Source organism: Longimicrobium terrae (assembly GCF_014202995.1).
In the GTDB taxonomy this organism is placed as follows: Bacteria; Gemmatimonadota; Gemmatimonadetes; order Longimicrobiales; family Longimicrobiaceae; genus Longimicrobium; species Longimicrobium terrae.
On sequence record NZ_JACHIA010000003.1, the window covers coordinates 551,273 to 564,906 of the forward strand.

Sequence of the window (13,634 nt, forward strand, 5' to 3'; positions counted from 1 at the left end):
AGCCGGGCAAGCTAGCCGCGCCGCGCCGGCCGTGGCAACCCGCGCAACCGTCCGGCCCCGTCCCCGCCGGCGCAATCCCGCACGCGGACTCCGGCGACAGCCGCCGCCGCACAAACGAAGACCGGCCCTCCCGCGTGGCACGCGGGAGGGCCGGTCCGTTCCGTCGCGGCGGACGGGTCAGCGCTGCGGGCCGTGAGCCGCGCCCAGCACGTATCCCGTCACCAGCAGGGCCAGCGGATCGCCCGCCGCGCCCGCGATGAGTTGATCCGGGTTTTCGCGCAGCGTGCGCGCGATCTCCTCCAGCCGCGCCGCGGCCTGCTCGAACGCGCCCTGCAGCGGGTGCGCCGCGCCCGAGGCGGCGGGTGCCGAGGCGGCGACGGCGGCTTCGCTCTCCACCACCTGCGCCGCGAACTCGCCGGAATCCGTGGCGAACGGATCCGCCGCGGGCACCAGGACCTCGGTTTCGGTAAGCGCTGCGGCGGTAAACGGGTCAGCCGCGGGCTCCTCGCCTGCATCCACCGGCGTCGTCTCCGGCGCGACGGCGAACTCCACCGTGGGCTGGGGCACCGGCGCGGGCTCCAGCAGCGACTCGAACGAGAACTCCTCTTCCGACTCCGGCACCGTGGCCGTCGGCTGCGCCACGGGCCACACCACGTCGTCCGCCGCGTCCGCGTCGGACGGGCTCAGGAAGGCGTCGAGGCCGTCCAGCGGCGGCACGGCGTTGCTCTCCGCGGATGCCTCCGCCTCCGCGCGGGCATCCCACGCCAGCCAGTCCGGGAACGGGTCGTCCGCCTGCGCCGCCGCGGGCTTCGGGTCGGGCGCATCCTCATCCGCCGGGGTGCTATCCGACCACGGGCGCGCGTCGGGGACCGCGTCTACGCCGTACTCGGGCTCATCCACCACGGAATCATCCGCCGCGGCGCTCATCCACGGCAGATCATCCGTGTCCTGAACCGATCCGCCGGACACCGCCGTGTCGTGCTCCGGCCCGCTGGCCCAGAGTGCATCCGGCGTGGCTGCATCCGCTGAGGCCCAGGGCGCGTCGGATGTATCGTTCTCCGGGGTCGCCCACGGCGCGTCAGCCTCGGCCTCATCCGAAGCGCTCCACGGCGTGCCGGAAATGGCATCATCCTGCGCAGCCGAGCCGGCGTTCTCCGGAGCGGTCCACGGGGCGTCGGACCGGGCCGCCTCATCCGATGCGCTCCACGGCGCCTCGGGGGCGTCGTTCTCAGAAGAATTCCAAGGCGCGTCCGATCGGGCCTCATCCGACGAAGCCCAGGGCGCGTCCGGCGCTGCCTGATCCGAAGGCGCGCTCTCGAACGAAGTCCTCGGTGTGTCGGAAGAAGTGTGGTCGGCGGCGGCCCACGGCGCGTCGGAAGCCTTTTCGTCCGACGAAGCCCACGGCGCGTCGGCGGCGGGCGGATCGGAGGGAGACCACGAGGCGTCCGCGGTGGAGGCGTCCGGCGCGGCGGTGTCCCACGGCAGGTCGGAGGCGTCATCTGAGGGCGCGCTGTTCCACGGCAGATCCGCGGCGGGCTCGTTGGACAGTGCGCTGCTCCACCGCTGCGCGGCCGCGTCGTCCTCCGCCGAGTTGTTCCAGGGCTGCTCCGCGGCGCTCTCGTCCGCCGGCGTGCTCCACGGCTGACCGTCATCCGCGGGCCTGGCCTCGACGGCTTCCCCGGCCGAGGGAACCTCCAGCCAAGGCAGATCGTCGTCCTCCGCCGTGGCGGGTTCCGCGCGGGGTGCGGCGGTGTCGCGGATGACGGGCGTGTCCGAATCCCACGGCAGGCTCGTCCGTTCCGGCGCGGGGGCTGGCGCCGGAGCCGCGGCGGGCGCGGGCGGCGGCGTCTGCGCGGCGCGCGAAGCCGACGGAATGAACGGCGGAAAGACGAAGCCGTCCATGGAGTCGCCGTTGGGAGCGGTCATCGGGTCGCGGGAGTGGGAATGGGGATGTGCGCGGAGACGAACCGCATGCGCGCGATGTGCCGGAAAGCGAGCAGGTATGCGACGGAACGTACCGCGGGCAGAATCTTCTGTCAACGAAAGCGGTCCCCGTGCACGCCGCACGGGGACCGCGTCATCCGCGGGGCGCCTCGCTCTCCCATCCAAAGCGCCCCAGCAGCGGAACAAAGGTGCACGCCGTCACCTCGTCTTCCGTATACCGCCCGTCCACGCGGCGAATGCACACCAGGCGCTGCACGTCTCGGCTGCCCACGGGAATCAGCATCCGCCCGCCCTCGGCCATCTGGTCCAGCAGCGGACCGGGGACGTCCGGCGCCGCCGCGGCCACCAGAATGGCGTCGTACGGCGCGTACCGGCTCCACCCGATGGTGCCGTCTCCCACCAGAAGCGCCACGTTGGACACCCGCAGCGCATCCAGCCGCTCGCGGGCGCGCACGCTCAGGTCGCGCAGGCGCTCCACCGAGTACACGCGGTCCGCGAGCTGGGCCAGCACCGCCGTCTGAAAGCCGCATCCCGTGCCGATTTCCAGCACCTTGTCGGACGGCTTCAGCTGCAGAACCTGCATGTACAGCGCCTGAAGCGACGGCTGCGACGCCGTCTGCCCGAACCCGATGGGCACCGGCGCGTCCTCGTAGGCGCGGTGCAGCACGGACGAGGGCAGAAACTCGTGGCGGTGCACCGCGTCAAAGGCGCGCAGCACGTTCATGTCGTGAATCCCGCGCTCCTGCATCACGTTCAGCAGGGCGCGGCGCTGCCCGATGAAGCGGTCGTTCACAGCGCCAGCTTCCACGCGGCCACGTCCTGCAGCAGGGCGTGGTTGGTGAGGTCCAGGTGCAGCGGCGTCACGGACACGAAGCCGCGGCTGACGGCGTGAAAGTCCGTGCCCTCGGGCGCGGACCATTCCACCTCGCCGCCGCCGATCCAGAAGTACTCGCGCCCGTTGGGGTCCTTGGCGCGGGTGAGCGAGTCGAGATAGACACGCCGGGCCAGCCGCGTGACCTCGATCCCCTTTACGTCACCCGCGTCGATGGGCGGCAGGTTGATGTTCAGCAGCGTTTCTGGCGGAAACCGGCCGAAGTCCGCCAGCTGCGGAAGCAGGCGGGCCAGCAGCGGCCCGTAGCTTTCCAGGTGCTCCGCGTCGCGCCCGGCGTACGAGACGGCGATGGAGGGAATGCCCAGGATGGTCGCCTCCATGGCCCCGGCGACGGTGCCGGAGTAGAGCACGTCCTCGCCCATGTTGGGGCCATGGTTGATGCCGCTCAGCACCAGGTGCGGGCGCTGTTCCAGCAGCGCGCCGATGGCCACGGCGACGCAGTCGGTGGGCGTGCCGTCCACGTGGTGCATGCCTTCGCGCACCAGCCGCGCGCGCAGGGGAAAGTGCATGGTGAGCGCGTGGCTCTGGGCGCTCTGCTCCCGGTCCGGCGCCACGACGTGCACTGCGCCCAGGCTCCGCGCGGCCTCGGCCAGCACAGCCAGCCCGGGGGCTTGGTACCCGTCGTCGTTGGTGCACAGGATGAACATGGGCTCGCTCTCGGGCAGCTTGATTCTGGGATGCCGGGAGCGCTGCCACGGACTGGAATTTTCCAAGAACAGTACTGGGTAGAAAGAAGAAAGTGCGTGAGTGCTGGGTGCGTGAGTGCGTGAGTGCGTCAGTGCGGTCTCATCGCAGCGCCGCCTCCCAGCGGAGGGAGGCGCGCTGCACTCAGCTCGATCCGGACGATCTCGCGCGGCGGCGGGCAGCCCTCACCCCCCGGCCCCCTCTCCCGCAAGCGGGAGAGGGGGAGACCTCAGCGCGATGGCGGACCACGGCACCCATCGGCGGATTCCGTTGCGGTTGAAGCCCCGAACGGGGCGCGAATAGCGCCGTGTCGGGGGTTCCCGCCGTTTGAGCGGCGTATTCGTTCGCTCAACACAATCGGCCGCCACGCCGGAGCCGCCCACTCGGGCGCTGAACTCTCCGCCCGCCGCAACCCTCCCCCAGTCTTTTTTGGGGAGGGTGGGCCGGTGGTGCCGGCCCGGGTGGGGGCCGCCCTGGACCCAGCCGATCCGCGCCAAACTGGTGTGTGCTCCCTCTCCCACATCTGTTCGTGGGAGAGGGTCGTCGTGCGAAGCACGCGAGGTGAGGGCCCCACCGGCAGTGCGCGCCACAGTCACCTTGAGCACCAGGCACTGAGCACCGAGCACTTCAGTTCCCTCGCACTAACGCACTAACGCACCCCGCACTCACGCACTTCCGTTCACACCGCGCCGTAATTCTCCCGCTTGAACACCGCCGCCGCGCCCGCCACGCCCGCCGTCCCCGGCAGTAGCGCGGGGACGATCCGGCAGCACTCCTGCGCGCTGCGGAACGCGCGGCGGCGCACCTCGGCGCGCAGCGGCTCAAACAGCGTGTCGCCCGCGCGCGTCACCCCACCCGCAATCACCACCATCTCCGGATTCAGGATGTTGATGATGCTCGCCACGCCCGCGCCCAGGAACTTGGCCGTGTCCTTCATCACCTCGGCCGCGTAGGGATCGCCCTGCACCGTGGCCTCGTACACCGTCGCGGCGGTGATCTCGTCCAGGCGGCCGTCCACCATCTCCACCAGCGCCGTGGACGCGCCCGCCTCGATCCCCTCCACCGCGCGCAGGGCGATGGCCGGGCCGCTGGCGTACTGCTCCAGGCAGCCGTAGTTGCCGCACTTGCACTTGCGGCCGTTGCTGTCGATGGTCATGTGGCCGATCTCGCCGGCCACGTCGCTGCAGCCGTGGTAGATCTCGCCGTTCAGTACGATCCCGCCGCCGATCCCCGTGCCCAGCGTAAGCCCCACCAGCGTGCTCACCCCGCGGCCGGCGCCCAGCCACCACTCGCCGTAGGTGGCGCAGTTGGCGTCGTTGTCCAGCGTGCAGGGGAGCTTGACCTGGTTGGCCACCAGATCGCGCAGCGGAAAGTTGCGCCACCCCAGGTTGGGAGTGTTGATCACCGTTCCCGTCTTGCGGTCCAGCGGGCCGGGCGAGCCGATCCCCACGCCGGCCACCGCGTCGCGCGTGGTGCCGTGCGAGGCGGTGACGTCGGTGATCGCCTCGTCCACCATGGCCACGATGCGGTCCACCACGGCCTTGGCGCCGCGCTGGGCGTCGGTGGGCACGGTGCGAAAGCCCATCACCTCGCCGCCTTCAATGGGAACCAGGCCGACGACGATGTTGGTGCCGCCCAGGTCCACCCCCACGATCCACCGTTTCTGCGCCGTTCCGGGCGTCATGCGTTCTCCTGTGTGGGCGCCGGGGGCGGCGCGGTGCGGCCCGTCCTTGTCCGAAATACCGGCGCGGCCAACCTACATCCCGTGCGAAGGGATGGAAAGTCCATTCCCGAACCCGCCACGAGTGCTGCTCCCCTCCGCGGATTGGGATTCTCACAAAGGTCAGCGAGGAAACGCGGATGGATGGACCGGGAAGCGCCCACGTCCTCCGCTCTGCCGCCCGATCGCATCCACCGGGGTCCGCCCTTTCAGGATTGACCATGGATGATGACGCGGGTATAATCCATCCTTAACCGGGGATGGATTATGACTGCAGTACCTGAGCGGCGCACCAGTGTAGAGATGGCAATCACCGTGAACGAGGCCGCGTTTCTGGCCGGCGTGGCGATCAAGGCGGTCAATCAGGCAATCGACCGAAAGCAGATCCAGTCGCGCCTGCTGCGCCGGTCCGCGGACCACGTCACGCGGGTGGTGGATGCCGGAGCGGCCGTGTTCCTGAGCTTCAGTTCCCTCCTCGCGCCCGAGATCCGGTCCAAAGTGTACCGCCTGTTCCGCGGCAAGGCGCTCGCCGAACTCCCCCGGAGGCTGGAGATGGGCTCGGTTGTCATCGATCTGCGGCAGACGATCGAGAGGTTCGAGGCACGCCTGGATCTCCTCACCCGGATCAGCGCGCGGGTGGAGAGCGATGCCGAGGTACACGGCGGCGACCCGGTGTTCGCGGGAACGCGCATCCCCGTGTACTCGATCGCGCGCAAGCTGGAACTCGGCGCGACGCGCGAGGAGCTGACGGAAGACTACCCGCGGCTGCGGGAGGGCGACATCGACCTTGCCACGCAGTACGCGAAGCTGTACCCGCGCCGGGGACGGCCCCGCGCGGAATGGACCCGCGCCATGAAACGGGCAGAGGATGCCCGCGGCGCGTGATCCAGTTCCTGATCGACGAAGACGTTACGCCCAGGCTGCGTGACGTCGCGAACGGACGTGGGTACAATGCCTACCACATCCAGCATCTGGATTGGAAGGGTCGGCAGGACTTCGCGATCCGGCGGCGGATGCTGGATGAAGATCTGACGCTTGTCACCGGAAACTGGAAGGATTTCCGGCCCATGCTGCAGCGGGAGGAGGTTCACCCCGGTGCCATCTCGCTGCCGGACGTGCCCCGCGCGGAGCAGATCCGGCTTTTCGAGGCCGCGCTCGCCTTCATCGAATCCGCCGATCCGCCGGTCGACATGATCAACCGCGTTCTCGTCGTAAACGACCGGGGACAGGTGAGCATGTTCGAGATCCCCGACCCGGCACTCGCTTCTTCCTGGCGCAGCGCGGGATGTTCAGATAAAGCAGCAAAGAACAACAAAGGAGAGTGATCGCGCGGATCGCTCTCCCTGTTCGTCGTTCCTTCTCTGCTCCTCTGCTGCTCTGCGTGATCCGATCCGTTTTCGGTCGATGACGAGCGTTCTCAGCGGATGACGAGCAGTTCGGAGGCGGGCTCCAGTTCCGCCAGGCCGCGCGGCGAGCGGACGATGCCCTCGCGGCGGATGTGGCCGCGGAACTCGCGGTTGCGCTTCACCTTGGCGGGGTCGGCGTACGGCCGCTCGTGGTGCAGGTGCAGCACCGGCGCGCGAAAGCGGATCTGCAGCCCGCGAACGCCGTGGTTCTCCAGCCGCTCGCCCAGTGCGCGGTCCAGTCCGCCGTACTCCATGTCCAGATCGTAGCCGTTCACCGCGACGATGTCTTCCTTCCATCCGCTCGCGTTGTGGCCGTTCCACGTCGGAGCGGTGGGCGTCAGCCGGTCCATCACCCCGGCGAGCCGCGCGGAACCCGTCAGGCGCAGCGCGTGCCGGCCCGGCTGCCATCCGCGCGACCGCAGCCACCCCGCATCCGCCGCCCGCCCCTCCCGCACGTCCTCCACCGTGATCGCGCGAGTGACGGATTCCGGGAGCTTCAGGTATCCGCCGGACAGAAAGTGCCCCCAGTCCGCCTCGCGCAGGTGCACCTCCACCAGATCGCGCCGCGGAATGCAGTCCCCATCCGTGAACAGCAGGTAATCGCCCGTCGACGCGACGATGGCGCGGTTGAGGATCTCCGTCTTGCGGAATCCCCGGTCCGCGTGCCACACGTGGACCAGCGGAAGCCCCGTTTCGCGCCGCAGCCGGTCCACCAGCGCGCGCGTCTCCGCCCCCGAGCCGTCGTCCGCCACGATGACCTCGTGCGGGGGGACGGTCTGGGCGGCGTATCCCCACAGTACCAGCTCCAGCGGCCCGGGCTGGTTGTACGTCGTGATGACGACCGACATCCGCGGCTGCGCCATCCATCCCCCGTGAACGATGCGTGTGAACGCGCGGCCGAACGCGGCGCGCGAGCCCGGGATTGTAACCCCGAGCCCCACGGTGGACAAACGGACCCATGCAGACAGGGGCGTCCTCCCGCGCGGGAAGACGCCCCTGTCCAGCGCGCCGGCGGTGCAGCCGCGGCCGGCTCAGTCCGGGGTCGGGGACTTGACCTTGCGCAGCGTGGCGACCGACACGTGGGGCCAGCTGAGCCCGCCAAAGTCCAGCAGCACCGTCTGCGTGTACTGCAGTTCCAGGTGCGTCCCGGTGCCGTCGGAAACCTCGTTGATCCAGAAGATGGCGGAAGTCTTCACCGCGTCAGCGTTGGGCGCGCCACCCGGAAGTCCCTGAAGGAATGCCGTGTTGGCCGTCCCGCCCCCGGCCACGGGCTGCGGGTCGGAGGTGATGCGGAACGTGCTGGTGCCAGTGATCTTCTTGCCCGCGTTGTCGCTCGCCAGCACGGAGTTGGCGTTGTCCACCATGCTCTGCGTGATCCCCGTGAGAACCGGTGAGCGGAACTTGGTCGTGACCGCAAGGTTCGACTCCGGAAACGGCCTCAGCTCCGTGGGGTGGCCGATCAGAAAGGGCGTGATGTCGACGGGGTCGAACGTGGGGCCGCCCGGAGTATGCCTGGCGGTGCCCTGGGCGAGCACGGTCGTCCCGTGCGGAATGGAAGCCAGGCGGGCGACCGTGGGTGGCTCCAGTGGATTGCTGGTTTCGGGGATGTTCAGCCAGATGCCCGGCTCAAAGTGCAGTGCCTCGAGCGTGTTGGCGTCCTTCACCTTCTGCAGGTAGTGCACACCGAACATGTCGATGTCTTTCTGCAGCAACCCGCGGTTGGGAATGGCGCCATGGATTTTCTCAACGGTCAGCGTTTCCGTCGTGCGGTTCAGTTCCAGAAAGTGGCCCTGGCCGGGCACGCCGAAGAAGGGACGCCAGATGGTGTTGAAGCCCGTGCCTTTCCAGTGCCCGTGCAGCTGGCCCAGCAGCCCCAGTCCGCTTTCCGCCCCCTCGGCGACGGGCGCCGCGGCGGCCTTGAGCCCCGCATCCGGCGGCGTCTGAATTTCGGGATTGAAGACAAAGTCCTTCCCAAGCTGCATACCGCTCATGATGAACCCCCGATGATGGTGTGGCGTGAACCGCAAAGAAAGACGCCAAAGAAATGCATCGCGGGCACGCCGGCGTCAAGCATCACGTTCGCGGGCTCCCACTGACGACACGGCCGCCGCCGTCGTTCCGTTCCGCGGATGAGCGGATGCGGCGCGCCATGCCTCCACACGCCGGCCCGCGCCCTGGACCGGACCGGAACTCCGGTGAGACAGAACGGGGCCGCCGCGCGAAATGCGCAGCGGCCCCGCGGGTCGCTCTCGGAGGTGCGAGGTGAGCCGCCTCAGCCGCCCAGCTGCAGCACGGCCAGGAAAGCCTCCTGCGGAATCTCCACCGTTCCTACCTGCTTCATCCGCTTCTTGCCCTCCTTCTGCTTCTCAAGAAGCTTGCGCTTTCGGCTGATGTCGCCGCCGTAGCACTTGGCCGTCACGTTCTTGCGCAGCGCGCTGATGCTTTCGCGGGCAATGATCTTCTGCCCGATCGCCGCCTGGATCGCCACCTCGAACTGCTGCCGGGGAATGAGCTGCCGCAGCTTTTCGGCGATGTTGCGGCCGTACTCGTACGCCTTGTCGCGGTGGATGATGACGCTGAACGCGTCCACCGGGTCGCCGTTGATGAGCATGTCCAGCTTCACCAGCGGGTTGGCGCGATAGCCGATCAGGTCGTAGTCCAGCGAGGCGTAGCCGCGCGTGGCGCTCTTGAGCCGGTCGTAGAAGTCCAGCACGATTTCCGCCAGCGGCAGTTCGTACTGAAGCTCCACGCGCTGGGGGTCCGGATACGCCATCCCCATGAAGTTGCCGCGCCGGTCGTGGCACAGCTTCTGGACCGCGCCGATGTACTCCGCCGGGCACAGCACGCGCGTGCGCACGTACGGCTCCTCGATCTCGTCGATCTTGGTGGGATCGGGCAGGGTGCTGGGGCTTTCCACCCACAGCACCTCGCCGTCCGTCATCCGCACCGTGTACTTCACGTTGGGGACGGTGGTGATCAGGTCCAGGTTGTGCTCGCGCTCCAGCCGCTCCTGAATGATCTCCATGTGCAGCAGCCCCAGGAAGCCGCAGCGGAACCCGAAGCCCAGCGCAAGCGACGTTTCCGGCTCGTACACGAGCGAGGCGTCGTTCAGCTGCAGCTTGCTCAGGGCGTCGCGCAGGTCCTCGTACTGCTCGGTGTCGGTGGGATAGATCCCCGCGAACACCATCGGCTTCACTTCCTGGTATCCCGGAAGCAGCTCCGACGCCATGTTCTCGGCGTCCAGAATGGTGTCGCCGCTGCGCGTGTCGGCCACGCGCTTGATGCCGGCGATCACGTATCCCACCTCGCCCGGCCGCAGCTCCTTGGCGGCAAAGCGGCCCACCTGCAGGTACCCCACCTCGTCGATGGGATACACGCTGTCGTTGGATCCAAAGGCGATGCGCATCCCCGGCTTGAGCACGCCGTCCACCACGCGGATGCTGGGCACCGCCCCCACGTACTTGTCGTAGTACGAGTCAAAGATCAGGGCGCGCGCCGGGGCCTCGGGGTCGCCCTGCGGGGGCGGCACCTTGGCGATCACCGCCTCCAGAATGTCCTCGATGCCGATGCCCGCCTTGGCCGACGCGGCGATCACGTCCGCCGGGTCCACGCCCAGGAGTTCCACGAGTTCCGCGCGGCGGCGCTCCGGCTCGGCGCCGGGAAGGTCGATCTTGTTGAGGACGGGAATGATCTCCAGCCCCGCCTCCATCGCCAGGAACAGGTTGCTCAGCGTCTGCGCCTGCACGCCCTGCGACGCGTCCACCACCAGGATGGCCCCTTCGCACGCCGCCAGCGAGCGCGACACCTCGTACGTGAAGTCCACGTGGCCCGGGGTGTCGATCAGGTTCAGCTGGTAGTCGCCGCCGTCGCGCGCCTTGTAGCGCATGCGCACGGCGTTGAGCTTGATGGTGATGCCGCGCTCGCGCTCGATGTCCATCGAGTCGAGCACCTGGTCCTTCATCTCGCGCATCTGCAGCGTGCCGGTGGTTTCCAGCAGCCGGTCGGCCAGGGTGCTCTTCCCATGGTCGATGTGTGCGACGATGCAGAAGTTACGGATATGATTCAGTCGCAACGTGCGTGTCCCGCTCGATCGGTCTTGAAAAATCAGGGCGCAGAAGACTGCAAGTTAACCCCGCACCACGGTTTGCGGAAAGCCCCGGCGCCGTCCCGGGCGGATGACGGGCGATCGTCCCGGCGCGCGGGAGGACGCGCCGGGAAAGGCGGCGGCCGGAAACGCGGAAGCCCGGCCGCCGGTGATCCGGGGCCGGGCCTCCATCTTCCCTCCGTGCGCGGGGTGCCCCGCGCGGCGGGCTACCAGCGCGCGCCGGTCCAGTACAGGTAGGCGCCGCAGCGTTCCGGCGTCTGCGGCGTGAACGCGTACTGCCGGTATTCCAGCGGCACCTCGCTCCACTCGCGGTACACCTCGATGGCCACCACGTCGTCCGGAAACACCATGCGGTTCAGCGAGCGTCCCGCGGGATCGGAGATGACGTGGCCGCGGGGGTTGGCCGTCAGCCGGTTCATGCTCTGGCGGACCACGTCGCGCTCCACCGGCTGCATGAGCGCGGGAACGGGGCGGCCGTCCACCAGCGTCACCATGCAGCGAGTGCCCCGCATGCTCACGGGCACGGCGCCCTCCCGGCCCGGGCGCATGGCGATGCCGGGCACGCCGATCAGAAAGTCCGTCACCTCGCGCGGGTTGCGCTGCAGCAGATAGTCGTTGTCCAGGTACACGCCCTCGCCCATCACCCGGCGCCGGTTGAAGGCCTGCCGCCCGCGCTCGCTGCGCAGCTGGGCGATGACCGTCACCGTGTCCATGCTGAACGGCCGCGCCGTCATGCGCACGGGCACGGTCACGTCGCCGTCCTCGCCCACCCGCACGGTTCCCACGCTCGCGTCGTTGTACCCGCCGCGCTGCGCCACCAGGCGAAACGTTCCCGCCTCGCGCAGGCGCAGGACCGCCACGCCGTTCAGCCGCGTGAACCCGGCGCCCACAGTGCGCCCGTCCTCAGACTGGGCGCGCACCAGCACCTCGGGCAGCGGCTCGCCGCTGGACCCGCGCACCACCGCGGCGTGAATGGTCTGCGCGGCCGCGTGCGGCGCGATGGCGGCGGCCAGCAGCGCGGCGCCGAGCAGCGGACGGAGTGCGAGCTTGGTTCTCATGGCGGTTGGCGGGCGAAGGGAAGTCGTACCTGCGGCGGTGCCGGCATCCAGACCGGATGCCGGCGTACTGTGTATCCCCGGCGCGCGGCCGAGTTCCCTTTCCCGTCATCCACCCTGAAAGCGGCGATCGGGACCGGGCGAGGGCGGGTGATGCGGGATTCGGGCCGGATGGGTTGACTGACCCACGCCGGGCGGGTGCCTGCCGCATACCTTGTGGATGTCCGGACGCGCGGGGGACGATCGTTCTCCCTCGCGCGTGACGAATACCGGTCATGGGCGGCGCGGACGGAGCCCGTGCGCCCGGCCGTCCGGGAATGGCCCCGCCGGGATGGCGGCACGGTTGCCCCGTGCACGGAATCCACATAGCTTCAAGGCGATTCCGCACGTGAGCGGCATCGCCCGCACGACCGCTGTTCCCGCACACTTCCGGCGCCGTTCCCGCGTTCGCGGACACCACGGCCCGCTACCCTGAAACACCGTCTGATGACCAAGAACGTTGCATGCGCCGCGCTGGCCGCGGTGCTCGCCGCCGCGCCGCTTTCGGCGCAGGTCCCGCTTTCCTCGCGCGCTCTGGGCATGGGCGGCGCGTACATCGGCGTGGCGCGCGGCCAGGAGTCGCTGTACCAGAACCCCGCCAACCTGGGCCTGCCCAACAGCCCGCACTGGTCGGTCTCCTTCCCCACCCTGGCGCTGGGCGCGCAGTCCGTGGGCGTGACGCCCGGGCAGGTGTGGGACCTGGTGAACTACAACGACCTGGACGACGCCGAGCGGCAGGAGATCCTGGACGACATCCCCAGCGACGGCACCGGCGTGGAGGGCTACCTGCGCGCGCCGCTGATCTCCATGCAGATCCGCCGCCTGGCGTTCGGCGTCACGTACGGCATCCAGGGCGAGCACAGCATCAACAAGAGCCTGGTGGACCTGGTGCTGAACGGCTTTGACCAGAGCAAGCTGGCGCAGTACAACATCCAGAACACGGCGGGCTCGCGCGCCTCGTTCTGGGACTTTCACGCCGGCTACGGAACCCGCGTGGGCCCGCTGGCCCTGGGCGCCACCGGCCACTACTTCCTGCCGCGCGACCGCGTGCGCTCCGCCTTCGTCAACCAGCGCACCGTCTTCAACAACGCGGTCCCCACCGACGTGGAAGTGACGTACGCCGGCCTGCAGGCCAAGGGCGGCAACGGCTACGGGCTGGACCTGGGCGCGGCCATGGAGCCCATTCCGGGGCTCACGCTGGGCGTGGCGGTGGACAACGTCGTCAACACCATGAAGTGGAACGACGACAACATGCGCATCCGCTCGGTGACGCTCAACAGCGCCGACTACGACGACGGCGACCCCGAGGCGATCCTGGCGCGCTACGAGGACAGCGAGACGGAGTTCGACCTGGACGCCACCACCGTCTCGCCGGCCATCAACGCTCTGGCGCAGTCGCTGCGCGGCGACCTGGAGCTGGCCATGCCGACCACCCTGCGCGTGGGCGGCGCGTACGTGCTCCCCACCCGCACCACCATCGGCGCCTCGTACACGTCGGAGCTGGGCGACGCCTCGCCGGTGAGCGCGCTGTGGCGCAACCAGCTCAGCCTGGGCGTGCAGCAGAAGCTGCCCATCATCACCCTGCGCGCGGGCGTGGCCACGGACGGCGAAAGCGGCAACATGCTGTCCGGCGGCGTTTCGCTGGGGCCCATCCAGTTCGGCATCGCCCGCCTGCACACCGGCAAGGACAACGACGAGCGCAACGGCTGGGTGAGCACCATCTCCCTCAGCGGCCGCGCCGACACCACCATGCCCTGACCCACGCTTCGATCCCGCGGACGCGCATCCC

11 protein-coding genes are annotated in these 13,634 nt (G+C 69.3%); 3 read left to right on the forward strand and 8 right to left on the reverse strand.

Going from position 1 to position 13,634, the window contains the following annotated elements:
• Window positions 1-177: 177 nt before the first annotated feature.
• The 4 genes from HNQ61_RS08525 to HNQ61_RS08540 all read right to left on the reverse strand — a co-directional run bounded on the left by HNQ61_RS08525 (window position 178) and on the right by HNQ61_RS08540 (window position 5,204).
• A complete protein-coding gene (locus HNQ61_RS08525; RefSeq protein WP_170039894.1) occupies window positions 178-1,926 on the reverse strand; it encodes a hypothetical protein in 1,749 nt (582 codons plus the stop codon).
• A gap of 151 nt (window positions 1,927-2,077) precedes the next feature.
• Complete coding sequence (locus HNQ61_RS08530) at window positions 2,078-2,752, reverse strand: protein-L-isoaspartate(D-aspartate) O-methyltransferase (RefSeq protein ID WP_205762198.1); 675 nt, start codon at window positions 2,750-2,752, stop codon at window positions 2,078-2,080.
• On the reverse strand, window positions 2,734-3,483 hold the full coding sequence (gene surE, locus HNQ61_RS08535; RefSeq protein ID WP_205762200.1) for a 5'/3'-nucleotidase SurE: 750 nt from the start codon (window positions 3,481-3,483) through the stop codon (window positions 2,734-2,736). The genes HNQ61_RS08530 and surE overlap by 19 nt, the downstream gene beginning before the upstream one ends.
• Window positions 3,484-4,199: 716 nt before the next feature.
• Entirely contained in the window at window positions 4,200-5,204 is a 1,005-nt protein-coding gene (locus HNQ61_RS08540; protein ID WP_170039898.1) for an ROK family protein, read from the reverse strand.
• 339 nt (window positions 5,205-5,543) lie between these two features.
• On the opposite strand from HNQ61_RS08540, the gene HNQ61_RS08545 reads away from it, so the two are divergent.
• Both HNQ61_RS08545 and HNQ61_RS08550 read left to right on the forward strand, forming a co-directional pair.
• Window positions 5,544-6,125 (forward strand): DUF433 domain-containing protein, encoded by a 582-nt coding sequence (locus HNQ61_RS08545; RefSeq protein ID WP_170039900.1) that lies wholly within the window; start codon window positions 5,544-5,546, stop codon window positions 6,123-6,125.
• Window positions 6,122-6,565 (forward strand): DUF5615 family PIN-like protein, encoded by a 444-nt coding sequence (locus tag HNQ61_RS08550; protein WP_170039902.1) that lies wholly within the window; start codon window positions 6,122-6,124, stop codon window positions 6,563-6,565. Before HNQ61_RS08545 ends, HNQ61_RS08550 begins: the two co-directional genes overlap by 4 nt.
• 92 nt (window positions 6,566-6,657) lie before the next feature.
• Here HNQ61_RS08550 and HNQ61_RS08555 read toward each other — a convergent pair whose 3' ends face one another.
• The 4 genes from HNQ61_RS08555 to HNQ61_RS08570 all read right to left on the reverse strand — a co-directional run bounded on the left by HNQ61_RS08555 (window position 6,658) and on the right by HNQ61_RS08570 (window position 11,809).
• Window positions 6,658-7,494, reverse strand: a complete 837-nt coding sequence (locus HNQ61_RS08555; protein ID WP_221305257.1) for a glycosyltransferase family 2 protein — start codon at window positions 7,492-7,494, stop codon at window positions 6,658-6,660.
• A 183-nt stretch (window positions 7,495-7,677) separates the two neighbouring features.
• Complete coding sequence (locus tag HNQ61_RS08560; protein WP_183685582.1) at window positions 7,678-8,637, reverse strand: heme-binding protein; 960 nt, start codon at window positions 8,635-8,637, stop codon at window positions 7,678-7,680.
• Between the two features lie 281 nt (window positions 8,638-8,918).
• Window positions 8,919-10,718 carry a translation elongation factor 4 gene (gene lepA / locus HNQ61_RS08565; RefSeq protein ID WP_170039908.1) on the reverse strand — a complete coding sequence of 600 codons (1,800 nt, stop codon included), beginning with the start codon at window positions 10,716-10,718 and terminating at the stop codon, window positions 8,919-8,921.
• Window positions 10,719-10,957: 239 nt separating this feature from the next.
• Window positions 10,958-11,809, reverse strand: coding sequence for a carboxypeptidase-like regulatory domain-containing protein (locus HNQ61_RS08570; protein WP_170039910.1), 852 nt, complete (start codon window positions 11,807-11,809; stop codon window positions 10,958-10,960).
• Between the two features lie 483 nt (window positions 11,810-12,292).
• Here HNQ61_RS08570 and HNQ61_RS08575 point away from each other — a divergent pair, with 483 nt between their 5' ends.
• Window positions 12,293-13,603: a DUF5723 family protein gene (locus HNQ61_RS08575; RefSeq protein ID WP_170039912.1), complete on the forward strand. Its 1,311-nt coding sequence runs from the start codon at window positions 12,293-12,295 to the stop codon at window positions 13,601-13,603.
• The last annotated feature ends 31 nt before the right edge of the window (window positions 13,604-13,634 follow it).